Genomic DNA, 24,741 nt, shown 5'->3' on the forward strand with positions numbered 1-24,741 from the left:
AGCCATGGGACCTTCATCGTTGAAGTGATCTATCGAGTCATGGTGGAGCCTAGTCAGTTTGCTACCTCGCTGACTGACACTTGGCAGTCAGCGAGGTCGCGGACATCCTACTTACTGTCCTATCAGAACGAGACGTGTGGGGCGGGGTTTTGGTTCGAATCCGCGCTGTCACCCGTTAGGAAATGCGGCCCGGGCTGGTCAGGCTGCGGCCAGCCCATAACCCCACGGAGTGCGCCGCCCGTCCTCCATGGCCCGGCGCAACGCGCGGCCGACCTGGTTGAAGACTCGAACGTCACTCGACGAATAGAGCACCACCGCGACGCCGTGGTACTGGGCGTGCAGCTCCCAGCGGCGTGGCTGACGCCAGAAGAAGGCGATGAGCGGTCCGGAGGTCGCGAGGAAGCCGAACACGTACAGCGTCGGATCGGCCAGCAGGGTCCAGGCGGCGGCCACGGCCAGGAGTGCGCCGCCGGCGAGGTGCGGAGCGTACGGCCGGGTCCGCGCCGGGGACTGGACGAGCCCGACGTGGCGCAGATCAGCAATGGCGAAGCTCAATGACTCCGGCGAGGTGTGCCAGGTGAACAGGGCTTCGGTGACCTCAGCGTCCGACCCACGGTAGTAAGTGCGGTTGCCTCGTGTGCTCATGGCGCACTCCTTCACGCGTTACCTTGCGAGGGGGAGAGGGCCGGGGCCACCATTGGCTCGAGAGACTTTCCCCGCCTCGCTTCGTGCACTGGAACAGTCGCGATGAGAAAGAGCAGGTAGGGCGGCAGAGGCAGACAACGGCACCCGTTTGCCGCCGGGTGCCGTTGTTTGTCTCTCCTACTAGTTCCGCCCTTTTGCTCTACGCTTAGTGAAGCACGCCACCTATCGCTTCGCCACTGGGCAATCTGCCATGTTGCAGATTACGGAGAACGATCGTGACGGACCGGGGGTGTGTCGCGGGGCACCCAGGGTGGCGTTTCATCGCCTGAGGTACCGGGTAGCCCAACCGAGGATGCCGCGACGAACCTGTATTTATGCAGGTAGAGGAGGGCGAAACCGGATGGAGAGTCGACTGAGGATCGCGGGACAGGCGGTACAACCCGTACTGGTGATGTTCCCGCTGGGCCTCTTCGCGATGGCCGTTTTGTTCGATGTTGCCGATTTGCTGGGGGGACCTAGCATCTTGGGGGCTCTGGCGTACTGGAACGTCGTCGCCGGGCTGGTGGCCGGGGTGCCGGTGATGCTGGCGGGTGCGGTCGACGTGATGCTGATCCGCGAGACGGAGGCCCGCCGGCTGGGCGCGCTCCGTACTCTGATCAACCTCGGGGTGCTGGTCGCCTTCGCGGTGATCCTGATGGTCCGGATCCGGGCGCAGGACCGGGTCGCCAGCGGTGGCCTGCTCCTGATCGAGGTGCTCGCGCTCGGGCTGGCCGGTTTCGGCGCCTGGTTCGCCGGCGAATTGGCGAACGGCCGCGCCCCGGCCTTCGCCCGCGCCGCGACCGGAGCCCGCACCTTCAAGGCGTCCGGAGCCCGCAACTTCTAGAAGCAGCGGGTTGGGAAAAGCGGCTGCTAGCTGCCGTCCTCCAGGATGGCGATCTGGCTGTTGATGAAGGCGATCGTGTTGGACTCGTCGGCCGCCTCGTGCCAGACCTTGTCGAAGCGCGCGCGGTGCTTCGCGGTCGAGTCCTTGTCCTCGATCATCTCGTCGCCCAGGCCGGTCTCCCGGTAGAGCACCTCGCCCTCGCCGAGAGTGAGCAGGTCGAAGCTGGCGTTGTTGGTGACCGGCGCGTCCAGTGAGAACGGCACCATCCGGATCGTCATGGTGTCGCTCTTGACCAGGCGGCGCAGCTCGCGCAGCTGCTCGGCGAAGACCGCGGGGCCGCCGATGGTCCGGCGCAGCACCGACTCGTCGACCATCACCATGATCCGCATCTGCGCGGTCGAGGCGCGGGCCAGCAGCGCGTCGCGGCGCAGCTTGCGGGCCTCGATCCGGCGCTCCCGCTGGCTCTCGGAGAGCTCGTCCTCGAAGCGGGTCATCAGCGCCGCCGCGTAGGCCGGGGTCTGCAGCGGGCCGGGGACGTAATACACCGAGTACGACCGCATCTGGGCGGCCTCGTTCTCGTACTCGATCAGTTTGCGGGTGGCGTCGGTGAGGTTTTCCCGGAACTCCGGAAGCTGGTACCAGACCTGGCGTTGCCGGGTCCGCGCGATCCGGGCGTCCGCGATCATCGCGGTGATGACCGTGCGGTCCTTGATGCCGAGATAGGTCAGCAGCGGCCGCAAGTCGTTCGGCGAGATCGACACGTCGCCGTTCTCGATCCGGATGACCTTGCTGAGCGACCATTCCATCTCGTCGGCGACCTGAAGCTGCGTGAGGTCGGACCGCTCACGCGCTTCGCGCAGTGCGAGCCGCACGCGGCGGCGTGCGACGGTGGGCGAGTCACCCTCAGGCATGGGTCCTTCATCGTCTGGTGGTCGGTGGCCTCGGCGAGCTGATGCCCGGGAGGCCAGGGTCATCACTAATTACTGTCCTATCAGAACAGCTGCCGCAAGCGCTCAGTAGTGACTACCGCACCACAAGTGCGGGGTCATCACAAGGAAACGGCACCCGGTTGCCGCCGGGTGCCGAACTGCTCCCCACTGCGCATCCGCCCGCGCAGCTCTGGAAATCCAGTCAAGCACGCTATCCGGCTGTTCGCCACCAGACAGAGTGCCATGCTGCAGGTTGCATCACGGCTTTTCGCCGTCAGACGGCCGAGGTGACCGAATTTTGGCTGGTCAGGGGCGGAAAAATCGCGGCAGCCACGGTGCCGCAGACCCGGACGAAAGCGGCCACCGCCGGTGAGTGGCTCTGCTGCGGCCACGCCACCGTCAGGGTGGTCGGGGCGAGGTCGCGGACCGGGCGGTAGGCGATCGTCGGCCGCTGGTGCCGGTCGGCCACCGAGACCGGGGTGAACAGGACCATGCTGCCCAGCTCGATCAGGTTGAAGATCTGGGCCAGGTCGAGCTGCCGGGCCGGCGGCAGGAAGTTGCGGGTCTCCCGGTCGGCCGGGTCGCCGTTCGGCAGGGTGCGCCCGGCCAGGTCGGCCAGGCAGAGCTCGGTCCGGGCCGCGAGCGGGTCACTCGCCGACAGGGCGGCCAGCCGTGGCTCGGTCATCAGTGCCTCGAAGTCCAGCCCGCGCTCGTCGAACGGGGTGGGCAACAGCGCCACGTCGGCCCGGCCGGCCCGCAGCGCGGTCACCTGCTCGCCGCGGCCGCCGAGCAGCACCTCGACCGGCAGGGCGGCCGGGTCCCGCCGGTATTCGTCGAGGATTCGGGGCAGCAGGCCGGCGTCGAAGTCGGCCTTGAGGGCCACCCGCAGGGCCGGCTCGGTCCGTCCGGCGTTGCGGGCCCGCTGGGTGGCCGCCTCGACCGCGTCGAGCGCTGTCCGGGCGTCGCGCAGCAGGCCGGCGCCGGCCGGGGTGAGCGCGACCTGCCGGGTGGTGCGCTCCAGCAGCTGCACGCCGAGGTGCCGTTCCAGCTCGCGGATCGCCCGGGAGAGTGGGGGCTGGGCCATCCCGAGGCGGACGGCCGCCCGCCCGAAGTGCAGTTCCTCGGCGACCGCGACGAAGTACCGGAGCTGGCGGACCTCCACGTCACTCATACCACCACGGTATCAATCACGTCCGGATCGGTCCTTCACGCTGTGTCGGGGTGGCGGTTGACTGGGGAGCAAGAAAGCCCGTACCGGAAAATTGGGGTTAAAATGATCGTGGTTACCGCTCCCACCAGTCAGATCGGCTCGCAGCTGCTCGGCCACCTGCTCGCCGCGGACGCCGAAGTACGCGTGATCGCCCGCGATCCCGATCGGCTGAAACCCGAGATCAGGGACCGAGTCGACGTGGTCCGCGGCTCGCACGGCGACGCGGACGTGGTGAACGCGGCGTTCGACGGCGCCGAGTCGGTGTTCTGGCTGGCCCCGCCGGACGACCGGGCCGACGACCTGCGCGCGGTCTACCTGGATTTCCTGGAGCCGGCCCGGGTGGCGTTCGGCAAGCGGGGCGTGGCCCGGGTGGTCGGCGTCTCGGCGCTCGGCCGGGGCACCCCGATGGCCGCGAACGCCGGGCACGTCACGCTCTCGCTGGCGATGGACGACCGGATCGCGGAGAGCGGCGTGGCCTACCGCGCGCTGACCATGCCGTCCTTCATGGACAACCTGCTCGGCCAGGCCGGAGCGCTGCGGCAGGGGATGTTCTTCTCGCCGATCCCCGGCGACCTCAGGGTTCCGACCTGCGCGACCGCGGACATCGCCGCGGTGGCGGCCCGGGAACTGCTCGACGACAGCTGGGCCGGCGCCGGGTTCGCCGAGGTGCCGGTGCTCGGGCCGGAAGACCTGTCCAACAATGATCAGGCACGGATCCTGTCCGAGGTGCTGGGCCGGGAGATCCGGTTCCAGCACGTGCCGATCGACGCGTTCCGGGCCAACATGATCGCCAACGCCGGGATGTCCGAGGCGGTCGCGCAGGGCATGGCCGAGATGATGGCGGCCAAGGCCGCCGGGATGGACAACGCGCAGCCCCGGACGGCGGCGAACACCACGCCGACCACGTTCGCCGCCTGGTGCGAGGAAACCCTGGTCCCGACCCTCTGGTGAGCCGCGACGGCGCCGGACCGACTGTGGTCCGGCGCCGCTCGCACGCAGGGAAGTTGCGCCCCTGGATCGACCTTGTCGATCATGGGAGGGCGGGGCCGGGGCGGAGCAGATCGGCGAGCAGGTCGCCGTGTTCTTCGGCTCGGGCGAGGACCTCGGCGGGGGTGAACTGGCGGGCCTGCGCGTCGCCGGTGGCCATCGCCTCGGTTTCCGGCCAGGTCAGCGGGGTCGAGGCGGTCGGGGTGGCGCCGGCGCGCAACGAGTACGGCGTGACAGTGGTCTTCGCCGCGGTGTTCTGACTCCAGTCGATGAAGATCTTGCCGGGGCGCAGCTGCTTGGCCATCTTCGCGGTGATCGAGCCGGGCACCATCGCGGCCAGCTCCTCGGCCACCCGCTTGGCGTACCCGGTCACGACGGCGGCGTCCTGGGTGCCGGAGATCGGGCAGCACAGCTGCATACCCTTCTTGCCGGACGTCTTCGGGTACGCCGAGATCCCGTCCGCGGCCAGCCGATCGCGCATCAGCACGGCCACCGCGCAGCACTCGGTGAGCCCGGCCGGCGAGCCCGGGTCCAGGTCGACGACGAGCAGGTCCGGGTCCGCCCCGATCCGCCACTGCGGGGTGTGCAACTCGATCGCCGCCAGGTTGGCCAGCCAGACCAGGGTGGGCAGGCCGTCGACGACCACGAACTCGATGGTCTCCCGGCTCTTCGTGGAGCCGGGCACCGGCAGGGTCTCCAGGCGTACCCAGGACGGAGTGCCGCCGGGTTTGTTCTTCTCGAAGAAGTGCGCGCCCTCGACACCGTTCGGGAACCGGATCCGGGTCGCCGCCCGGTCCCGCAGGTGCGGCAGCATCACCGGGGCGATCCGGGTGTAGTAGTCGATCACCTCGCCCTTGGTGAAGCCGGCCGCCGGGTACATCACCTTGTCCAGGTTCGACAGGGAGAGCTCGCAGCCGTCCAGGGTGACCAGGACTCGATCAGGCATCGTCGGCACACTCCGCCGCCGGCTTGTCGTCACGCAGCCGCAGGAAGCGCGGGAATCGCAGCCGCCGATCCGGGGTCTGGTTGCCATAACGGATCTCGGCGACGAGCTCCGGTCGTACCCAATGGGCTCCTCTGGCATCCTCGCGTGGCACCGCACCGGGAGCGAACGGCGAATCTCCGGACGCGAGCGGCGCCAGCCGCGAGAGCAGGTTCTTCTCGGCCACCGCGCCGATCCCGCCGCCCACCCGGCCGCGGAACGCCAGGCCCTCGTCGGTCGGTACGCCGATCAGCAGGCCGCCGAGCTTGCGGACGCCGGGACGCCAGCCGCCGATCACGAAGTCGCCGGTCCGGTCGAACTTGACCTTGACCCAGTCGGGGGAGCGCAGGCCGGGCAGGTAGACCGAGTCGGAACGCTTGGCCATCACACCCTCGAGGTGGTTCTCCCGGGCGGCGGACTCGGTGGCCGCGCCGTCGCCGAACGAGGGCGGCACCATCCAGCGGGGGCCGGCCAGACCCAGCTCCTCCAGGCGCTCCCGGCGGGCCAGGTAGGGCAGGCCGGTGTAGTCCATGCCGTCCAGGTAGAGCAGGTCGAAGATCAGGTAGGTGGCCGGTACGGTGGCGGCCAGCCGATCGGCCCGGACCTGGTCGCGGACGTGCATGCGCTCGGCCAGAGCGGTGAACGACGGACGGCCGGCCGCGTCGAAGCAGACCATCTCGCCGTCGAGAAGGGTGCCCTCCGGAAGGTGCAGATCGGCGATCTCCGGGTATGCCGCGGTGACCACCGCTCCGGAACGGGCGAACAGCTGCGGCGCCCCGCCGCTGAACAGCGCGAGGACCCGGACGCCGTCCCACTTGAACTCGTAGCTCCAGTCGGCGCCCACCGGAAGCCGGCCCGCGGTCGCGAGCATCGGGGACAGCGGCGATCCGGGCACCCGATCACCATAGGCAAAAGCATTCACCTTACGCAGGGGTCTCAGTAATGCCATCCTGATCAGGTGCCGTGACAGCTTGATATGGAGACGATCATGAGAGCGATCTGGAAAGGTGCGGTCTCGTTCGGTCTGGTGTCGATCGCCGTCAAGCTCTACTCGGCGACCGAGGAGAAGGACATCCGCTTCCACCAGGTCCATCGCACCGACGGGGGACGGATCAAGTACCAGCGCACCTGCTCCGTCGACGGTGCGGTGGTCACCTACGACGACATCGCCAAGGGCTACGACATCGGTGGCGGCGAAATGGTGATCTTGACGGATGACGACTTCGCCGAACTTCCGTTGAGCACGTCCCGAGCCATTGACGTCCTGGAATTCGTCCCGGCCGAGCAGATCGACCCGATCCTGTTCGCCAAGGCGTATTACCTGGAGCCGGAGGGACAGGCGGCGAAGCCGTACATCCTGCTGCGCGACGCGCTGCGGGACGCCGACCGGGTGGCCGTCGTGAAGATCGCGATCCGGCAGCGGGAGCAGCTCGCCACCCTGCGGGTCCGCGACGACGTGCTGGTGCTGAACACCATGCTCTGGCCGGACGAGGTGCGTACCCCGGAGTTCGGCTTCCTCGACGACGACATCGAGACCCGGCCGGCCGAGCTGGCGATGGCCAGCTCCCTGATCGACTCGATGGCCGCTGACTTCCAGCCGGACGACTTCACCGACAACTACCGGTCGGCGCTGCAGGAGGTCATCGACGCCAAGGTCGAGGGGCGCGAGGTGGTCCAGCCGGAGGAGGCCGAGGATGCGGCGCCGGCGGCGATCGACCTGATGGCGGCGCTGAAGGCGTCGGTGGAGCGGGCGAAACAGGCCCGTGCTTCATCAGAGAAGGCCGAGCCTGCAAAAAAACCTGCCAAGAAGACCGCTCCCGCCAAAAAAGCCGCCGCACCGCGGAAATCCGCAACGCCTCGGAAGGCCGCCAAGAAGTCCGCGTAAGTAGGCTCTGACCCGTGGCATTGACGTGGGCAGAGTCTTACCTGGGCAAGGTGCGCGCGAGCATCGGCGACACCGACACGATCTTCTTCGTCGGCGCGCGGACCGTGCTCTTCGACGAGCAGGGCCGGCTGCTGCTGATCCAGCGCTCGGACAACCTCCGCTGGGCCATTCCGGCCGGCGCGATGGAACTCGGCGAGAGCATGGAGCAGTGCGCGGTCCGGGAGTTGTGGGAGGAGACCGGGCTGAAGGCGACCTCGCTCACGCCGTACGCGTTCTACACGGCGTACACGTACACGAACGACTACGGGCACACGTACCAGCAGGTGCTGATGACGTTCCTGGTGCACAGCTGGGAGGGTGAGCTGCTCCGGGAGACCGAGGAGAGCGTGGACGCCGGGTTCTTCGCGCTCGACGAGCTGCCCGGCGGGAAGTCGTTTGTGCTCGACGAGGCGCTGGCCGACCTGGCGACCTTCAAGGAGACCGGTCAGCTGGTCATGAAGTAACGAGACGTGGCTTATATCGCGGTGCGGGAGAGGGTTTTCCCGGGCAGGATGGCCCCTCGTGACCGACCGCAAACGCCGCTTGAGCGTGGATCTGACCCCGTTACGCACCTCCCGGGACTTCCGGCTCGTCTTCTTCAGCGGCGCGGTGACCAGTTTCGGGTCGTTCATCAGCTACGTCACCATCCCGTACCAGGTGGCGAAGCTGACGAACGACCCGCTGATGGTCGGTCTGATCGGCGTCTGTGAACTCGCCCCGATCCTGATCATGGCGTTCGTCGGCGGTGCGCTCGCCGACTACCTGGACCGGCGGCTGCTGGTCCGGGGCAGCGAGGCCGCGCTCGCGGCGATCTGCGGCATCCTGCTGATCAACTCGCTCTCCGACGAGCCGCACCTGTGGTTGCTCTACGTCTGCGCGTTCCTCACCGCCGCGGTCGCCGGACTGCAACGACCGGCCATGGGCGCGATGGTGCCCCGGCTGGTGAAGACCGAGCAGCTGCCGGCCGCGATGGCCCTGCAGTCGCTGAGCATGCAGTTCGCCCAGCTGATCGGCCCGTCGCTGGCCGGCCTGCTGATCGCCTCGCTCGACCTGCACTGGGTCTACCTGTTCGACCTGCTCACGTTCGCGGTCTCGCTGGTCCTGCTGACCATGGTGCGGGCCGTGCCGCCGCCCCCGGCCGCCGATCGCCCGTCGCTGAACAGCGTGGTCACCGGGCTGAAGTACGCCAAGTCCCGGCCCGAGCTGCTCGGCACGTACCTGGTCGACATCAACGCGATGTTCTTCGGCATGCCGTCCGCGCTCTACCCGTTCCTGGCCGAGCGGCTCGGCGGCCCGCAGGTGCTCGGTCTGCTCTACGCCGCGCCGGCGGTCGGCTCGCTGCTGGCCACCGTCGGTTCCGGCTGGACCCAGCGCGTGCACCGGCACGGCCTCATGGTGATCATCGCAGCGGCGTTCTGGGGCGTCGGCATCATCGGCGTCGGCCTCTCGAACTGGCTCTGGCTCACCCTGTTCTGCCTGGCCTTCGCGGGCGCCGCCGACATGGTCTCCGGCCTCTTCCGCATGATCATTTGGAACCAGACGATCCCCGATCACCTGCGCGGCCGGCTGGGCGGCATCGAGATGTTGTCGTACACCACCGGCCCGCTGCTGGGCCAGCTCCGCTCCGGCATGATGGCCCGCACCTCACTCGGCGTGGGCGGTTCGATCTGGGTCGGCGGCGTGCTCTGCGTCGCCGGCAGCCTCGCCCTGGCCGCGGCCCTGCCCAAGTTCGTCCGCTACAACGGTGAACACGGCGTAGCCCTCAAACAGGCCGCCGACGAGGAATGGGCTGCTACCGCTGCGGCCCGCACGGCTTCCTGACTTTCCTTCGGTACGAGTACGGAGCGTCCCGCCGCAGGCTACAAGCCACGTCCCGCGATGGTCTCGCGCAACGCCGCTGCCACTCCGGACCGCAGCGCGGGTCCCGGCCCCGGCTGGCGCTCAGGGCTGCCTCCGGCCATGTGAAACAGCCCCCAGCACCAGCCGGAGTTGCGCGCGATTCGCCGGCGCCCCGGTGATGCGGGCCGGATGACCTCCATGGGCGCTCGCCAGGCGGTCCCGGCGAGCGCCGGTGGTTGTTATGGCGGTCTGGTTACCACGATGGCTGCTCGCCGGGCCCGCGCGGCGAGCACTGGTGGTTCTGTCGGGCCTGATAGGGCGGTGACGGCCAGCTGGACTGGCTCGGCTGGTGCTGGAGGCCGGTATGGCGGACCTGGAAGGGCCGTGACGGCCAGCCGGATTCGCTCGGCTGGTGCTGGCGGCCGTTAAGGCGTGCCCAAAAGGGCGGTGAAGACCAGCCCGGCTGGTTCGGCTGGTGCTGGTGGTCCTTGAAGCGGGCTCGATAGGGCCGTCAGGACCAGCCGGGCCGCGACGTGTGCGGCTTTGCCCTCGAACCGCGGATATCGCGTGGCGCGCCGTGCGCCCGCTCCGCCTTCGGCCGGCCTGAATCGGACCACATACCGGGACGGCCGACCACCGGCGGCGTGACTGCCGGCTTCGGCTGGTCTTCAGGGGTGTCTCCGCCCTGCGGAGGCACCCCTGGGAGCCAGCCGGGGCCCTGGGGCGCGCCTCGGTCGGGAGCGGCGCGGACGTGGCGCGAGGCCATCACGGGACTCGGCTCGTAGCCTGCGGCGGGGCGCTCCGTATGCGTACCGGAAAGGGGTCTAGGCGGTCTTGACGCCGGCGGTGAGGGAGTCGATCGCGGTCTGGTCGGCGGGGGTGAAGGCGGCGCGGGGGATGGCGATGGTGGCGGCGCCGTGGCGGAGGAGCCACATGTCCGGGCGGGTGCGGACCCAGGTGAGGCCGGACCAGGCGACCTGGAAGGTGCTGCTCGCCGAGCGGATCTCGGCGCCGGTGTCGGTGATCGTGTAGCGGAACGGGTGGGCGAACATCCGGCGCTGGGTGAACCAGCTGACCAGCGCGGCGAGGTCGGGTGCCGCGGTGGCGAAGAGGCCGCAGAAGAGGATCGCCAGGATCTGGCCGTCGAGGCCGCGGAGGATCAGGCCGAGCAGGCCGGCCAGGGCGACCACCGGGCCGGCCATGCGCATGATCCGGCCGTTGCGGCCGTAGGTCTCGACGACCATCCGCCGCAGCGCGCCGAACGTGTACTGAAACTCCCCGTTGACCTGCACGGCCGCAGTATCGCACGTATCGATTTCCGCTCTACCTTGCGCCGCCAGGTACTCTGTAGCGCATGGCAGAGGGAGCGCAGCTGGCCTCCGGGCTCCGGCGCGGCACATTGGAGTTCTGTGTGCTGGCGATGGTCGAGTTCGAGGATCGGTACGGCACCGAGATCGTTCGGCGGCTCGCCGAGGAGCAGACGCTCGCGGCGACCGAGGGCACCATCTATCCGTTGCTGTCCCGGCTGCGCCGTGGTGGCCTGCTGGACAGCAAGTGGGCGGAGTCGCCGAGCGGCCCGCCCCGGCGCTACTACAGCCTCACCCCGACCGGGCGGTCCTCGCTCGCGTATTTCCGCACCGAGTGGGTGTCGTTCCGTCAGACCGTCGACCGTCTCGTGGGAACCGGTGAGATCGCATGAAACCTGACCAGACCGACGTGGTCACTGAGTACCTGCGCGAGGTGGAGCTGCGGCTGAGCGGCCTGCCACTGTTGCAGCGCCGCGAGCTGCTGGCCGACCTGGCCGCGCACATCGAGAGCGAGCGCGCCGACCGGAACGCGATCAGCGAGGGCGCGCTGATCGAGATCCTGGAGCGGCTGGGGAGCCCGGAGGTGGTGGCGGCCGCGGCTTATGAGGAGGCGGGCGCGTTCAGCGCGCCCTCGGGCGGCGCCTTCGGCGGCGCGCCCGTGGGGCCGCCGCCGGTTGCGCCGCCGCCCTTCATCCGGCCGGCCCCGGCGGCGCCGCGACGGAACCTCTGGATCTTCACGGTGCTCGCCGTCGTCGGTGTCGTGGTGGTGCTGTGCCTCGGCATGGCCCTGACCATGAGCCGCGACGCCGGCCCGGCGGAGCAGGGCCCGCCGCAGCCGGCGCCGACCGCGAGTTTCTAGTCGACCTGCGGCAGCGGCGGGCCGAGCACGTCGTCCGCGTCCACGATCTTGTACGCGTACCCCTGCTCGGCCAGGAACCGCTGCCGGTGCGCGGCGTACTCGGTGTCGATGGTGTCGCGGGAGACCACGGTGTAGAAGTGCGCCTGCCGCCCGTCGCCCTTGGGCCGCAGCACCCGCCCGAGCCGCTGCGCCTCCTCCTGGCGGGACCCGAACGTGCCGGAGACCTGGATCGCCACCGCGGCCTCGGGCAGGTCGATGGAGAAGTTGCCGACCTTGGACAGCACCAGGGTTCGCAGCTCACCCGCGCGGAACGCGTCGAAGAGCCGCTCGCGCTCCTTGTTCGTGGTGGAGCCCTGCACGATCGGGGCGTCGAGGTATTCACCCAGCTCGTGCAGCTGGTCGAGGAAGCCGCCGATCACCAGGATCTGCTCCTCGGGGTGCTTCTCGAGCAGGGCCTTGACCACCGGGAGCTTGGTACGCGCGGTGGCCGCCGTCCGGTAGCGCTCCTCGGCCTCGGTCACCGCGTACGACATCCGCTCCGCGTCGGTGAGCGTGACCCGGACCTCGACACACTCGGCCGGGGCGATCCAGCCCTGCGCCTCGATGTCCTTCCACGGGGCGTCGTACCGTTTCGGGCCGATCAGCGAGAAGACGTCGCCCTCCCGCCCGTCCTCCCGGACCAGCGTCGCGGTCAGGCCGAGCCGGCGGCGGGCCTGCAGGTCGGCGGTGAAGCGGAAGATCGGGGCGGGCAGCAGGTGCACCTCGTCGTAGATGACCAGGCCCCAGTCCCGGGCACCGAACAGGTCCAGGTGGGTGAAGGCGCCGCCGCGCCGCGACGTGAGAACTTGGTACGTCGCGATGGTGACCGGCCGGATCTCCTTGCGCTCGCCGCTGTACTCGCCGATCTCGTCCTCGGTCAGGTTCGTCCGGGCGATCAGCTCACGCTTCCACTGCCGGCCGGCGACGGTGTTCGTCACCAGGATCAGCGTGGTGGCCTTCGCGGTGGCCATGGCGGCTGCCCCGACCAGGGTCTTGCCGGCGCCACAGGGCAGCACCACGACGCCGGAGCCGCCGGCCCAGAAGCCGTCGACGGCCTCCTGCTGGTACGACCGCAGCGTCCAGCCGTCCTCGGCCAGCGAGATCTCGTGGGACTCGCCGTCCACGTACCCGGCCAGGTCCTCGGCCGGCCAGCCCAGCTTGAGCAGCGCCTGCTTGAGCCGCCCGCGCTCGGAGCCGTGCACCGCGATGGTCTCGTCGTCGAGGCGCGCGCCGAGCATCCCGGCCAGCTTCTTCGACTTCGACACCTCGAGCAGCACGATCTTGTCGAGGCCGCGCAGGACCAGCCCGTGCACCGGGTCGTTGACCAGCTGGAGCCGGCCGTACCGGTCCATCGTCTCGGCGACGTCGACGAGCAGCGCGTGCGGCACCGGGTACCGGGAGTACTTGATCAGGGAATCGACCACGCTCTCCGCGTCGTGCCCGGCGGCTCGCGAGTTCCACAGCCCGAGCGGGGTCAGCCGATAGGTGTGCACGTGCTCCGGCGAGCGCTCCAGCTCGGCGAACGGTGCGATGGCCATCCGGCACGCCTGCGCGTCCGGGTGGTCGACTTCCAGAAGCAGGGTCTTGTCCGACTGCACGATCAGTGGTCCGTTGGTCACCCGTTTGCCCTTCATCGAGCTGTCCGTGGCCGCAAAGCCAACCATTCAGTTTGCCACGGAATTCAGGTGCAACATTTCCGGTCACCTGAGCGTGTAACTATCTGCCGGGTCGTGACGCAACGGGGGCGTACACGGCCCGGCAATACCACTACTCCTCGGTCACCGCGGCGGTGATCCGGTGCAGGGCGAACGTGTGCAGGCTCTCGCCCCGCTCGTCCTCGGCCCGCAGGTACCCCGCGCTCAGCGACACCGGCCGGACCAGCCGGGACAGCGTCGCACCGTGCGAGTCGACGTACCCCACCCAGACCTTGACCCGGTCCCGGACTGCCTGCTGCAGCACCGCCATGGCCTGGCTGTGCTGCTGCACCGCGGTCAGGCCGGGCACCGCCTGACCCTGCGCGGCCCGCACGGTGATCGGCGCGCGCCGGGCCGCCCGGGTCGCGATGTCGCCGCGCCGCAGCTGTTCGACCACGCCGGCCAGGCGCGGGCCGAGCAGCGTCGGCGGCCCGGACGGCTCGACGATCCGCGGGGTGCGGGTCGGCGCGCGCCGGGTCTTCGGCCGGGTCAGCACCGCGGCGCCGCCGGCGTCCTCGGCGACCGGCGCGAAGCCGGACTCGCGCAGCGCACCCAGCAGCCGGGCCACCGGTCGCGGGCTGACCAGCACGGTCGGCGCGATCCGCCGCAGGTCCAGAACGGTCAGCCGTTTGTCGGCGAGCACCTCGGCGAGCAGCGCCTCGTCGTCGCTGCGCAGGTAGGAGCCGGCCGAGCCGCTGCGGAGCCCGCCGTGTTTGCGGGCCGCGTCGTCGATCAGGTATTCCAGCGTCTGCGGCACCGGGGTGCGCGACCGGCGGCGGAAGACCGAGTGCAGGTCAGCGGCGGTGTAGCCGACGTCGAGGGCACGCCGCACGCTGGCCGGGGTGACCCGGAAGACGCTGGCGCCGCCGGCCGACTCCGGCTCGGCGATCGCGTCCAGCTCGGCGGCCAGCTCCGGCTCCGGCGGGCCGGGCACCACCACGGTCAGGTCCGCCTGCACCAGGATGTGGTCGACCGGTGCGGGCAGCAGGTGGTCCAGGGCGCGGACGGCGTCCGCGGAGGCATCCTCCGGATGCAGACCCAGCGGATCACTTTCGGTCGGCTCGTGGTCACTGAGCATCAATTTTCCGTACGACGTGAGCGCGCCCAGCCCGGTGATCCCGAGCTGTGCCGCCCCCGCGTACCCGTCCCGGTGTCCCACCTCGCGGCCGCGCGCCCGCCGTGGCGTCTGCCAGGCGAGCAGGGCCAGCAGGTCGTCGACGGCCGGAGTGGCGCCCGGCTCCAGTGCGAGCAGCGCGTCGAGCGCCTCCCGCCTGGCCTGCGGCGCGCCGGCCCGTTCGGCGTCCGGGGCGAGCGCGTTGATCGGCCGGTCCCGTTCGTCGCGCTTGCCGACCAGGCCGGGCTGCCGGGTCATGGTCAGCCAGGCGCGGGCCAGCACGGTCCAGCGGTACGCCGTACCGGCCGCCCGCCACATGTCGTACGCCACGGTGGGCAGGAAGATGTCCTGCACCGCGCCGGGCGCCTTGCTCACCGAGGTCTCCGACTCGCCGAGCAGCCCGGCCGCGTACGCCACCTCGACCAGCAGCGCCGCACCGGACTCGTCCACCCCGGCCGCCTTGGCCAGTCGCTTCAGGTCGCGTACGCCGAGCCCGCCGGTCTTCAGCAGCGCGGCCGGTTCGGTCGCCAGCGCCTCGAGCACCGCCTCGGTGGCCCGGACCGCCTCCATGGTCTGCCCGGCGCCGGCCGAGTCCACCGCTTTCGGGTCGCGCATCGGCGCGGCCGGCAGCGGCGGGTCCGGACGCAGCACCCCGAGCGGCCCGGTGTCGCGCCGCAGCAGCAGTCCCACCTCGCGGGGCAACTCGACCAGGTCGCCGTCGGGCCGTGGTGCCCGCCCGGCCTCCGAGATCGGCACCAGGATGTGCTGGTCGACCAGCCAGCGGATGGGTTCGGCCTTGGTCTCCCGGCCGAGCGCGCCGACCGGCGGCCCGGCGGCCAGCCGGTCCAGCACCGCGCGGGCGCCCGGCGGCGCGGCCAGCACGGTGCGGCGCAGCTTGGCCCGGTCGGCGACCAGGGCGGCGGTGTGCGGGTCCAGGTAGTCGGCGGGCCGGCCGAGTCCGGCCGGGTACGCCGACGTCACCTCGTCGACCGCGCCGACCACCTGCAGGGCCTCGGGCGGCCCGTGCAGCAGGAAGCGCGTCCGGAGGCGGTCGATCGCCGCTCGGACGTCGTCCGCCGGCACCCCGGAGGCCAGCTCCAGGATGGCGTCCGCCGAGGTCAGGGCGGTGTCGGCGGCCCGGGTGACCCGGGCGGCGTCGAGGATGGTCAGGGTGAACTCGTCCAGCCCGTCCAGGCAGCGGGCGACCGACCCGCGCGACTGTGCGCGCACGGCCAGTGCCGAGATGTCGGCGGGGACCGGAACGACGAGGTCAGGGCGCAGTTGTAGGAGTGCGCCCAGCGCCTCGTCGGGCAGCGACCGGAGTTGATCCGCAAATGTGGTGGCCATCGTCTTCAACGCTAACGTTCATGGGACGATGGTGACGGGTCCGGGCGTGGCCGGACCTCGATCAGAGGAGGACCGAACGTGGCGTCCAAGGCCAAGAAGCTCCAGAACCCGGCTGAGAAGGGGCACCTTCAGGTCGCCGAGCTGGTCTCCGACCGTGCCGCCGCCCCGTCGCCGTTCGGTGACGACCAGGCCTTCCCGCTGCCGATCGACCGCCTCAAGCACCTCCCGCAGCCGTCCGCGCATTGATTCCGGCGGTCGGTTTCGACCTGGACATGACGTTGCTCGACTCCCGGCCGGGCATCCGGGCGGCGTACCGGGCACTCACCGCGCGGACCGGTGTCTTCGTCGACGTCGAGCTGGCGGTCAGCCGGCTCGGCCCGCCGCTGCGGACCGAGCTGCGCGAGTGGTTCCCGGCCGAGGACGTCGAGGAAGCGGTCACCACCTATCGCGCGCTCTACGCCGAGCTGGCGATCACGCCGTCGGTGCCGATGCCGGGTGCGGTCGAGGCGCTCGCCGCGGTGCGGGCGGCCGGTCTGCGGGTGGTCGTGGTGACCTCGAAGCTGGGCCGGCTGGCCCAGTTGCACCTCGATCACCTCGGCATGCGCGCCGACGAGCTGGCCGGCGACCTGTTCGCCGAGGGCAAGGCGACCGCGCTGGTGGAGCACGGCGTGCGGTGGTATGTCGGTGATCACCAGGCGGACATGGTCGCGGCCCGGACCGCCGGCGTGCCGGGCATCGGCGTGGTCACCGGGCCGTGCTCGGCCGACGAGCTGCGGACCGCCGGAGCTTCGCACGTGTTGTCCGATCTGACCCGCTTCCCCGCCCTCCTGGATGAGATTGCAGTTGGGTCCGAGCCGTCCGCTGGATAGGCTCCCCGTGAGCAGTTGTGTCCATTGAGTGAAGTTGAGGTCAGCGGTGCCCACGGGTCGAGTGAAGTGGTACGACGCGGCGAAGGGATTCGGATTCGTCACCAGCGATGAGGGCGGTGACGTGTTCCTGCCCAAGGGTGCGCTACCGGCAGGGGTCACCGAGCTGAAAACCGGTCAGAAGATCGAGTTCGGCGTGGTGGACAGCCGTAAGGGCGCGCAGGCGCTCGGTGTGAAGCTCCTCGACGCCCCGCCGTCGCTGGCGCTCCGGGATGCCGAGGCTCGCCGCCGCCCGGCCGAGGAGACGGCCAGCATGATCGAGGACATGATCAAGGTGCTGGAGACCTCCGTGCAGCCGGTGCTGCAGCGTGGTCGGTACCCGGACAAGAAGAACTCGCTGAAGATCGCGCAGCTGTTGCACGCGATAGCCACCGAGTTCGAGAGCTAGCAGATCAGGGACGGCACCGCAGGCGTCAGACCCGCCGCCGCCGCACGCCCGAGCAGGGCGTCGGCGGCGGCGAGTCCGTCTTTGCCCAGCTCCAGGGTGAACTCGTTGACGTAGAGCTCGATGTGCTGCTTGACCACGGCGGGTTCCATCTCCTGCGCGTTGGCGAGGATGAACTCCTGGCTGGCGGCTGTGTCGAGCCAGCCCTTGCGCAGCGACTCGCGGATCCACTCGGTGGCCTGCGCCGGGTCGACGGTGCCCTTCCGGGCCAGGATCGCGCCGAGCGGGATCGGCAGGCCGGTGTCGGCCTCCCACCACTCGCCGAGGTCGGCCAGGGCGGTCAGGCCGTAGCGCTGGTAGGTGAACCGGGCCTCGTGGATGACCAGGCCCGCGTCGTACGTCCCGTCGGCGACCCCGGGCATGATCTGGTGGAACGGGACCACCTCGATCTTCGCCGGCGGCTTCCCCTCCGACCAGAGGCGCATCAGCAGGTATGCCGTGGTCCGGTCACCGGGCACCGCAACGGTGGCGCCGGTCAGGTCGGCGCGCGGCTCACGGGTCAGCACCAGCGGGCCGCAGCCCCGGCCGAGCGCGCCGCCGCAGTGCAGCAGCTCGTACTTGTCGAGCAGCCACGGCAGCGCCGCATAACTCACCTTGACCAGGTCGAACTCGCCACGCTCGGCGGCCGTGTTGGTCACGTCGACGTCGGCGAAGGTCAGGTCGATCTCGGGTGCCCCGTCGACCAGGCCGTGGATCAGCGCGTGGAAGACAAACGTGTCGTTCGGGCATGGGGAGACCGCGAGAGAGAGCGCCACGGGGTCCACGCTAGTCCCGCGCGGCCCATGACGCTCGGCAGCCGTGTTGTCCAGTGCGCCACACCCACGTTTACCGCCCATAAAAATATTCACATTCACCTCTGGCTTAAACGGCATGTGAATTTCTACACTCCGCCTTGCAGGATCAACTGATCTACCAAGGGGGTGTCCCGTGGCTCGCAAGCTGCTCGCGGGCGTCCTGGTGCTGGGCCTCGTCGGTGGGCTGTCCGCGCCCGCCGAAGCCGCGGCTACCTGGACGCCCGCAAATGACCTGGAGGGCTCGTGCGTCACCCTCCAGGTGTTCAACGGAACCGCATCGCTCGGCTACGTCTTCAAGGACTCGGTCGGCTACGGCTTCACCGGCACCGCCACCAAGGCCGAGCCGTTCCGCTTCGAGGCCACCCAGCTCGGCCGCTACCAGCTGCGTGACCACACCGGCGCGCCGCCGTACCAGAGCACGGTCGGCTGGGTCTGGGCCGGCGACAAGTACGGCGACCGGGCGGACTGGACGGTCAGCTCCTCCGAGGGCAAGTACAAGCTGGTCAGCACGGCCACCGGGCAGCAGATGGGCTCCTACCTCGGCGGGCTCGGCGCGGGCAGCGGGACCGTGGCGTTCGCACCGGCCACCGGCTGCGCGGCGATCCCGGACATCACCACCGGGGTGAGCGGCACACCGAACCCGGCGGTCGACTCCAGCGGCAAGCTGGTCGGCTGGATCGACGCGCACGCGCACATCACCGCGGCGGAGGCGTTCGGCGGTTCGCTGCACTGCGGTGACGCGTACGCCGCCGGCGGCGCACCGGTCGCCCTGGCCGGCTGTGCCTCGCACGCCACCCTGGGCTGGGGCGCGCTGCTCGAGGCGATCATCGCGGGCACCGACCCGATCAACTCGTCCGAGCAGGGCTGGCCGAGCTTCACCGACTGGCCGCAGAACGACACGATGCTGCACGAGGCGTCGTACTTCCGCAGCCTGGAACGGGCCTGGCAGTCCGGCCAGCGGGTGCTCAACGTGCTGCTGGTGGCGAACCGGGTGATCTGCGGGCTGACCCTGGAGCACACCTCCTGCGACGAGATGGACCAGATCCGGGCGCAGTCGACGTACCTGCGGAAGATGCAGGACTACATCGACGCCCGCAGCGGCGGACCCGGCAAGGGCTGGTTCCGGCTGGCCACCACGCCGGCCGAGGTCCGGGCGATCGCGGCACAGGGCAAGCTCGCCGTCACCATCGGCGTGGAGAACTCGGAGATCTTCGGCTGCCGCGAGGTCAACGACGTGCCGCAGTGCACCACCGCGCAGATCGACGCCGGGCTCAACGAGCTGCAGGCCATGGGGGTCAGCGGGTTCTACCCGGTGCACAAGTTCGACAACGCGTTCGGCGGCACCCGCTTCGACGAGGGCGTCACCGGCGCCGCGGTGAACGTCGGCAACCTGATCTCGACCGGTCACTGGTGGCAGGCGACCAGCTGCACCGGACCGTCCGACAACGAGCAGCCGATCGTCAGCGACGACCTCGCGAAGCTGCTCGCGCTCGGCGTCGACCTGCCGGCCGGCGCGATCCTGCCGGTCTACCCGAGCGGCAAGATCTGCAACGTCCGCGGGCTCACCGCGCTCGGCAAGTACCTGGTCCAGAAGATGATGGACCGCGGCATGGTCATCCACATCGACCACATGAGCGTGAAGACCGCGACCGCGGTGCTCGACCTGGCCGAGCAGGCCGGGTACGCCGGGGTCACCTCGGTGCACACCTGGGCCGACCGGACCCTGGTGAACCGGGTTCTCGGGCTCGGCGGGTTCGTCGCCTCCTACGCGTTCGCGGCCACCGACGACGGCACCGGCACGCCGACGTTCCTCGACGAGTGGCGCGCCAACAAGGCCCTCGCCAACGGCACGAAGATCACCGGGTACGGGGTCGGCTCGGACGTGAACGGGCTGGGCCCGCAGGCCGCGCCCCGCCTGACCGCCGGCGCCAGCCCGCTCACCTACCCGTTCACCGCCACGAACGGCACCAAGGTCGCCAAGCAGGTCTGGGGCACCCGCACCTTCGACCTGAACACCGACGGCGTCGCCCAGTACGGCCTGTACGCCGACTGGATCACCGACCTGACCAACCAGGCCGGCTCGGACAAGGCGTTGCTCACCAAGCAGTTGATGAGCGGGGCCGAGGCGTACGTGACGATGTGGGAAAAGGCCCGCTCGTGACGGAAGTCGTCACCGAAACGCCGGTGCGTACGCGATGGATGGTCGCGTACGCACTGGCGATGATCGGGGTCGCGGCCGGCTGGTTCGGCCCGATCCAGATCCTGCTGCCCGAGCATGCCGCCCGGCTGGCCGGCGAGGGTGGCAAGGAGTCGTTGCTCGCACTGGTCACCGCGGTCGGTGCGGGCGCCTCCCTGATCGCCAACCCGCTCTGGGGGGTGCTCTCCGACCGGATGGGCGCCCGGCGCCGGCCGATCTTCGTGGCCGGCACCGTGATCGGGGTGGCCGGCCTGCTGGTCCTCTCGGCCGCCGACTCGCGGGCGCTGATGATGACCGGCTGGGTGCTGGTCCAGGTCGGGCTGAACGGCCCGCTCGCCGCGCTGGCCGCGATGATCGGCGACCGGGTGCCGGAACGGCAGCGCGGCACGGTCGGCGCGCTGTTCGGCGTCGCCCAGATCGTCGGCGTGGTGCTCGGCACCGCCCTGGCCGTCGCGGTCGGCCAGGGTGCGCCCGGCTACATCGCGGTGGCCGTGGCGGTGCCCGCGCTCGGTGCCGCCCTGCTCCTGCTGCGCGACGGGCGCGATGGGCGCGACGGGCGCGATGGGCGCGATGGGCACGACGGGAGCGGCGTCGCGCGGGTCGCGGCCGGGCCGACGAACTGGTCGGTGCTGCTGCGCCCGGGCGCCCAGTTCGCCTGGGCCTGGCTGATCCGGTTCCTGCTCAACCTGGTCAACGCGCTGGTGCTGGTCTATCTCTTCTACTACCTGTCGGACCGGGTCGGTGTGACCGACGCGGCGACCTGGGTGCTGATCCTGACCGTGGTGAACGTGCTGTTCGCCGGGCTGTTCGGGTTCGCCGGCGGGGTGCTGTCGGACCGCTGGCAGCGCCGCAAGGTGTTCGTCGTGGCGGCCGGGGTGATTCTGGCCGCCGGGACCACGCTGATGGCCCTGTTCCCGGTCGTCGCCGTGGTGATCGTCGCGTCGGTGCTGGTCGGCGCGGGGTGGGGCGCGTACGTGGCGGTCGACATGGCGGTGATCACGCACGTCCTGCCGGACGCCGAGACCCGGGCCACCATGCTCGGCGTCGCCAACATCGCCGGCACCCTGCCGCAGCTGCTCGCCCCGGTCGTCGCCGCGCCGATCGTCACCCGGCTCGGCGGCTATCCCGCGCTCTACCTGCTCACCGCGGGTTTTGCCGTGCTGGCCCTGCTGTGCCTGCCCCGCCTGAAAGCGTTGTCGTGAAAGGACCTTCCTTGATCCAGTTTCCCCCCGGTTTCCGGTTCGGCATGGCGACCTCGGCGTACCAGATCGAGGGCGCGGCCGACGTCGGCGGCAAGGGCCCGAGCATCTGGGACACGTTCACGGCCCGCCCCGGCACGGTCCGGCACGGCGAGGACGGCCGGACCGCGATCGATCACTACCACCGGTACGCCGAGGACGTCGGCCACATCGCCGAGGCCGGTGTGCAGGACTACCGCTTCTCGATCTCCTGGACCCGCGCGCTGGCCGACCCGGACTTCTACGACCGGCTGGTGGACGAACTGCTCACCGCCGGGGTCCGCCCGGTTCCCACGCTCTACCACTGGGACCTGCCGCAGGAGCTGGAGGATCGGGGCGGCTGGCTGAACCGGGACACCGCGCACCGGCTCGCCGACTACGCCAGTGCCGTGGCGCTGCGGCTCGGTGACCGGGTCCGTGACTGGATCACGATGAACGAGATGAACGTGCACACCCTGTACGGGTACGCGCTCACCGATCACGCGCCGGCCCGGGGGCTCGGCCTGGCCGCCCTGCCCGCCGCCCACCACCAGCTGCTCGCGCACGGGCTGGCCGTCCAGGTGCTGCGCACGCATGGTGCCGGCGCGATCGGCATCGCCAACCAGCACTTCCCGGTCTCCGCGGCCGGCGACGACCCGGCCGACCAGTTCGCCGCCGAGATGTTCCGCAACCTGACCAACTGGACGTTCTCCGACCCGATCCTGCTCGGTGACTACCCGGACGAGATGATCCGCGCCGGTATCGGCACGTCCGGCGCACAACTCGACCGCGACCTGGAACTGATCGGCGCCCGGCTGGACTTCTACGGCGTCAACTTCTACGAGCCGACCGCGGTCGAGGCGCCCCGCGAGGGCAAGGACTACGCCGGGGTGCTGGAGGTCGACATCCCGGAGGGGCTGCCGTTCTCGCCGGTGCCGGTGAAGAGCGACGAACGCACCGACTTCGGGTGGGCGATCGTGCCCGGCGCGCTCACCGAGATCCTGGTCGCGCTGCGCGACAGGTACCCGGCGCTGCCGCCGGTGATCGTCACCGAGAACGGCGCGTCCTTCCACGACGCGCCGCCCGGTCCGGACGGGCGGGTGCACGACCCGCGCCGGATCGCGTATCTGGACGCGCACCTGCGGGCGGTCAAGGCGGCCATCGACGCCGGCGTGCGGGTGGACGGTTTCTACGTCTGGTCGGCGTTCGACAACTTCGAGTGGGCCGCCGGTTACGACGAACGGTTCGGCCTGGTCCACGTGGACCAGGAAACCCTTACCCGGACGCGGAAGGACTCCTGGTACTGGTACCGCGACCTGATCAGCGGGTGTGGCGCAACTGACTGACGAAGTCGTCGGCGAGGCGGGTCAGGCGTTCGGCCCGGCCCTCCTCGGCCCAGCCGTCCACCAGGCTGAGCAGCGAACTGCCCTCGACCAGGATGATGAAGTCGTCGATCACCGCTTCATCGGTCACCCCGACCCGCAGCTCGTCCAGCTCACGGGCCTCGCGCAGGCAGGTGCGCAGGTGCACGCGGATCGCCCGGTGCGACGCGCGGCGGGACTCGGCCAGCAGCGGATGCGACAGTGCCGCACCGGCGAAGGCCACGTTGACGTGCGCGTCCGCGGCCCGCTCCTCGTCGATCGGCAGCACCGCGTCGAGGGCGGCGCGGAGAGCGGCTAATCCGGATCGGTCACCGCCGATCCGGAAGGCGCGCTCCACGATCTGCTCGTAGACCGCGTGCTGTGCCGCGACCAGGATGTCGTCCTTGCCGCCGAGGAAGTGCGCGAGAACGCTGAGCGAGCAGCCGGCCTCGTCGGCGATCGCCCGGGTGGTGGTGCCCTCGACGCCGCGCGCCCGCACCACCCGCCAGGTGGCCGCGAGGAGCTGCGCCTTCCGCACCTCGTGGTCCACCAGCCTAGGCACCCGCCCAGCTTATCCAGCGAGTGTTTCCCCTCCCGCCCCACACCTCCGCGACACCGTGCCACTCGAGGCCCGGCCGCGACTCCCGACTTTGGCTGGCTCTCAGGGGTGCCTCCGCGGTGCGGAGGCACCCCTGAGGCCCAGCCGGGACCTGGAGGCGCGCTGCGGTCGGGAGTGGCCACGGGCTCGCGTCCGCCTCACGGGCGGGACTCGGCTTGTAGCCTGCGGACGTGCGCTCCCTATTCGTACCAAATAGGGGTTATGAGACCGGAGCGACCGTGAGGTGGCGCAGGCGGCGGGCCAGCGGGAGGGTGAGGATCACGCCGAGCACCGGGATGAGGAAGGCGATCCGCAGGCTGATCGGTTCGGAGAGCGCGCCGAGCAGGACCGCGCCGAGCAGTGCGCCGCCGTAGTTGAACAGGTTCACCCGGGCGATCACCTCGTCGCTGCTCTCCGCGGCGGCCTCGCCGGCCGCGCTGAACGCCAGCGGGACCAGGACGCCGACACCGATGCCGGCGATCGCGAAACCGACGACCGCGGCGGGCACCGACGGCAGCAACACCACCAGGGCGCAGCCGGCGCCGGAGACGGCGAGCGAGCCGACCGCCATCGCCACCCGGCCCGCGCGCGGCACCATGTGGTCCGCGAACAGGCGGCTGACCAGCACCATCGCCTGGTAGGCGGCATAGCCGAGCGGGACCACCGAGGCCTTCGCGGCGAGCGAGTCCTTCAGGTAGACCGAGCTCCAGGTGCTCACCGCGGAGTCCACCAGGAACGCCGTGAAGATCAACATTCCGCAGACCCAGACCACCCGGCGCACCGCGCGGCCGCCGGCCTCGTGAACCACACTGGAGCGTTCGGTACGAGCCGGCTCGAAGCCCCGCCAGCCGGCCAGCCCGACCAGCACGGAGAACCCGGCCGCCGCGCCGACCGCGATCGTCGCCCCGCTGCCCCGGCCCAGCGACCAGGACATCAGCAGCGCCGCCACGATCGCGGCGGCCGTGTACGCGGCGAACAGCCGGCTCATCACGCTGCGACCCAGCCGGGCCTGCACCAGCACGCCCTGCATGCTGAGCGAGGCGTCCACCGTGCCCAGACCGATCCCGTAACACAGCAGGATCACCACGAAGAGCGCGTTCGGCGTGCCGACGGTCGTCCCGGCGAGACCGGCGCCGACCAGGAACAGGCCGCCGGCCAGGGCGTACCGGCTGCCCCAGCGGGCCGCCACCTTCTCGGCGATCACCGAGCCGCCGGCCGCGACCACGCAGACGAGCAGCAGGATCGCGGACACGAACGCGTCGTCGATGCCCTGTCGCTCCTTGAACGCGGGCAGTGCGGTGACCACCGCGGCATACCCGAGCCCCTGGGCCGCATAGCCGGCACCGATCAATCGGGCCCGGGCCCCGGCGCTCATGTCGCTCATCCTGCTGCCTCGCTCACGGTCCAGCGACGAAAGTCACATTCTTCAGCGCAGCATGCCGGG

At 70.5% G+C, this 24,741-nt stretch carries 24 protein-coding genes; 13 read left to right on the top strand and 11 right to left on the bottom strand.

Going from position 1 to position 24,741, the window contains the following annotated elements; translation table 11 throughout:
- Positions 1-198: 198 nt before the first annotated feature.
- Positions 199-645, bottom strand: coding sequence for a DUF6232 family protein (locus Apa02nite_RS19140; RefSeq protein WP_203826192.1), 447 nt, complete (start codon positions 643-645; stop codon positions 199-201).
- A gap of 400 nt (positions 646-1,045) precedes the next feature.
- Here Apa02nite_RS19140 and Apa02nite_RS19145 point away from each other — a divergent pair, with 400 nt between their 5' ends.
- Positions 1,046-1,528 carry a DUF2231 domain-containing protein gene (locus tag Apa02nite_RS19145; RefSeq protein ID WP_067693152.1) on the top strand — a complete coding sequence of 161 codons (483 nt, stop codon included), beginning with the start codon at positions 1,046-1,048 and terminating at the stop codon, positions 1,526-1,528.
- A gap of 26 nt (positions 1,529-1,554) precedes the next feature.
- On the opposite strand, the gene Apa02nite_RS19150 is transcribed toward Apa02nite_RS19145, so the two are convergent.
- Complete coding sequence (locus Apa02nite_RS19150; protein WP_203826193.1) at positions 1,555-2,439, bottom strand: helix-turn-helix domain-containing protein; 885 nt, start codon at positions 2,437-2,439, stop codon at positions 1,555-1,557.
- A 292-nt stretch (positions 2,440-2,731) separates the two neighbouring features.
- The gene (locus Apa02nite_RS19155) at positions 2,732-3,628 is read right to left on the bottom strand and encodes a LysR family transcriptional regulator (RefSeq protein WP_203826194.1); all 897 of its coding nucleotides are present in this window, start codon (positions 3,626-3,628) and stop codon (positions 2,732-2,734) included.
- Positions 3,629-3,730: 102 nt separating this feature from the next.
- On the opposite strand from Apa02nite_RS19155, the gene Apa02nite_RS19160 reads away from it, so the two are divergent.
- The gene (locus Apa02nite_RS19160) at positions 3,731-4,618 is read left to right on the top strand and encodes an NAD(P)H-binding protein (RefSeq protein ID WP_203826195.1); all 888 of its coding nucleotides are present in this window, start codon (positions 3,731-3,733) and stop codon (positions 4,616-4,618) included.
- Positions 4,619-4,697: 79 nt separating this feature from the next.
- On the opposite strand, the gene ligD (Apa02nite_RS19165) is transcribed toward Apa02nite_RS19160, so the two are convergent.
- Entirely contained in the window at positions 4,698-5,600 is a 903-nt protein-coding gene (gene ligD / locus Apa02nite_RS19165) for a non-homologous end-joining DNA ligase (protein WP_203826196.1), read from the bottom strand.
- Positions 5,593-6,531: a non-homologous end-joining DNA ligase gene (gene ligD, locus Apa02nite_RS19170; RefSeq protein WP_203826197.1), complete on the bottom strand. Its 939-nt coding sequence runs from the start codon at positions 6,529-6,531 to the stop codon at positions 5,593-5,595. Before ligD (Apa02nite_RS19170) ends, ligD (Apa02nite_RS19165) begins: the two co-directional genes overlap by 8 nt.
- Before the next feature lie 93 nt (positions 6,532-6,624).
- Here ligD (Apa02nite_RS19170) and ku point away from each other — a divergent pair, with 93 nt between their 5' ends.
- From ku to Apa02nite_RS19185, 3 genes are read left to right on the top strand one after another with little or no spacing between them, the layout of a single operon-like run.
- A complete protein-coding gene (ku, locus tag Apa02nite_RS19175; RefSeq protein WP_203826198.1) occupies positions 6,625-7,521 on the top strand; it encodes a non-homologous end joining protein Ku in 897 nt (298 codons plus the stop codon).
- 14 nt (positions 7,522-7,535) lie between these two features.
- Positions 7,536-8,024: an NUDIX domain-containing protein gene (locus Apa02nite_RS19180; RefSeq protein WP_203826199.1), complete on the top strand. Its 489-nt coding sequence runs from the start codon at positions 7,536-7,538 to the stop codon at positions 8,022-8,024.
- A 58-nt stretch (positions 8,025-8,082) separates the two neighbouring features.
- Positions 8,083-9,381, top strand: coding sequence for an MFS transporter (locus tag Apa02nite_RS19185; protein WP_203826200.1), 1,299 nt, complete (start codon positions 8,083-8,085; stop codon positions 9,379-9,381).
- 842 nt (positions 9,382-10,223) lie between these two features.
- Here Apa02nite_RS19185 and Apa02nite_RS19190 read toward each other — a convergent pair.
- Positions 10,224-10,691: a YcxB family protein gene (locus tag Apa02nite_RS19190; protein ID WP_203826201.1), complete on the bottom strand. Its 468-nt coding sequence runs from the start codon at positions 10,689-10,691 to the stop codon at positions 10,224-10,226.
- Positions 10,692-10,753: 62 nt separating this feature from the next.
- Here Apa02nite_RS19190 and Apa02nite_RS19195 point away from each other — a divergent pair, with 62 nt between their 5' ends.
- The gene (locus Apa02nite_RS19195) at positions 10,754-11,098 is read left to right on the top strand and encodes a PadR family transcriptional regulator (RefSeq protein ID WP_067693175.1); all 345 of its coding nucleotides are present in this window, start codon (positions 10,754-10,756) and stop codon (positions 11,096-11,098) included.
- Positions 11,095-11,565 (top strand): HAAS signaling domain-containing protein, encoded by a 471-nt coding sequence (locus tag Apa02nite_RS19200; protein WP_203826202.1) that lies wholly within the window; start codon positions 11,095-11,097, stop codon positions 11,563-11,565. The genes Apa02nite_RS19195 and Apa02nite_RS19200 overlap by 4 nt, the downstream gene beginning before the upstream one ends.
- On the opposite strand, the gene Apa02nite_RS19205 is transcribed toward Apa02nite_RS19200, so the two are convergent.
- Together Apa02nite_RS19205 and Apa02nite_RS19210 are read right to left on the bottom strand one after the other, a co-directional pair.
- Entirely contained in the window at positions 11,562-13,223 is a 1,662-nt protein-coding gene (locus tag Apa02nite_RS19205) for a DNA repair helicase XPB (RefSeq protein WP_067693464.1), read from the bottom strand. The genes Apa02nite_RS19200 and Apa02nite_RS19205 overlap by 4 nt on opposite strands.
- A gap of 148 nt (positions 13,224-13,371) precedes the next feature.
- Positions 13,372-15,759 carry a helicase-associated domain-containing protein gene (locus tag Apa02nite_RS19210; RefSeq protein ID WP_203826203.1) on the bottom strand — a complete coding sequence of 796 codons (2,388 nt, stop codon included), beginning with the start codon at positions 15,757-15,759 and terminating at the stop codon, positions 13,372-13,374.
- Between the two features lie 78 nt (positions 15,760-15,837).
- Between Apa02nite_RS19210 and Apa02nite_RS19215 the strand changes: the two genes are divergently transcribed.
- Genes Apa02nite_RS19215 through Apa02nite_RS19225 form a run of 3 tightly spaced genes read left to right on the top strand, consistent with a single transcriptional unit; the run spans position 15,838 to position 17,073 of the window.
- Complete coding sequence (locus Apa02nite_RS19215; RefSeq protein ID WP_198170902.1) at positions 15,838-16,005, top strand: hypothetical protein; 168 nt, start codon at positions 15,838-15,840, stop codon at positions 16,003-16,005.
- On the top strand, positions 16,002-16,628 hold the full coding sequence (locus Apa02nite_RS19220) for an HAD family hydrolase (RefSeq protein WP_203826204.1): 627 nt from the start codon (positions 16,002-16,004) through the stop codon (positions 16,626-16,628). The genes Apa02nite_RS19215 and Apa02nite_RS19220 overlap by 4 nt, the downstream gene beginning before the upstream one ends.
- A gap of 46 nt (positions 16,629-16,674) precedes the next feature.
- On the top strand, positions 16,675-17,073 hold the full coding sequence (locus Apa02nite_RS19225; protein ID WP_067693185.1) for a cold-shock protein: 399 nt from the start codon (positions 16,675-16,677) through the stop codon (positions 17,071-17,073).
- Here the strand turns inward: Apa02nite_RS19225 and Apa02nite_RS19230 are convergent.
- Positions 17,070-17,885, bottom strand: coding sequence for a 1,4-dihydroxy-6-naphtoate synthase (locus Apa02nite_RS19230; protein ID WP_203826205.1), 816 nt, complete (start codon positions 17,883-17,885; stop codon positions 17,070-17,072). The genes Apa02nite_RS19225 and Apa02nite_RS19230 overlap by 4 nt on opposite strands.
- 172 nt (positions 17,886-18,057) lie before the next feature.
- On the opposite strand from Apa02nite_RS19230, the gene Apa02nite_RS19235 reads away from it, so the two are divergent.
- Genes Apa02nite_RS19235 through Apa02nite_RS19245 form a run of 3 tightly spaced genes read left to right on the top strand, consistent with a single transcriptional unit; the run spans position 18,058 to position 22,684 of the window.
- A complete protein-coding gene (locus tag Apa02nite_RS19235) occupies positions 18,058-20,085 on the top strand; it encodes an amidohydrolase family protein (RefSeq protein WP_203826206.1) in 2,028 nt (675 codons plus the stop codon).
- Entirely contained in the window at positions 20,082-21,323 is a 1,242-nt protein-coding gene (locus Apa02nite_RS19240) for an MFS transporter (protein WP_239164402.1), read from the top strand. The genes Apa02nite_RS19235 and Apa02nite_RS19240 overlap by 4 nt, the downstream gene beginning before the upstream one ends.
- An 11-nt stretch (positions 21,324-21,334) precedes the next feature.
- Complete coding sequence (locus Apa02nite_RS19245; protein ID WP_373872987.1) at positions 21,335-22,684, top strand: GH1 family beta-glucosidase; 1,350 nt, start codon at positions 21,335-21,337, stop codon at positions 22,682-22,684.
- Here the strand turns inward: Apa02nite_RS19245 and Apa02nite_RS19250 are convergent.
- On the bottom strand, positions 22,659-23,261 hold the full coding sequence (locus tag Apa02nite_RS19250) for a TetR/AcrR family transcriptional regulator (protein ID WP_203826207.1): 603 nt from the start codon (positions 23,259-23,261) through the stop codon (positions 22,659-22,661). The two genes, Apa02nite_RS19245 and Apa02nite_RS19250, sit on opposite strands and share 26 nt — an antisense overlap.
- Before the next feature lie 256 nt (positions 23,262-23,517).
- Positions 23,518-24,672, bottom strand: coding sequence for an MFS transporter (locus tag Apa02nite_RS19255; RefSeq protein ID WP_232344231.1), 1,155 nt, complete (start codon positions 24,670-24,672; stop codon positions 23,518-23,520).
- Positions 24,673-24,741 lie beyond the last annotated feature (69 nt).

It is taken from the genome of Actinoplanes palleronii, assembly GCF_016862315.1.
Lineage (GTDB): Bacteria > Actinomycetota > Actinomycetes > Mycobacteriales > Micromonosporaceae > Actinoplanes > Actinoplanes palleronii.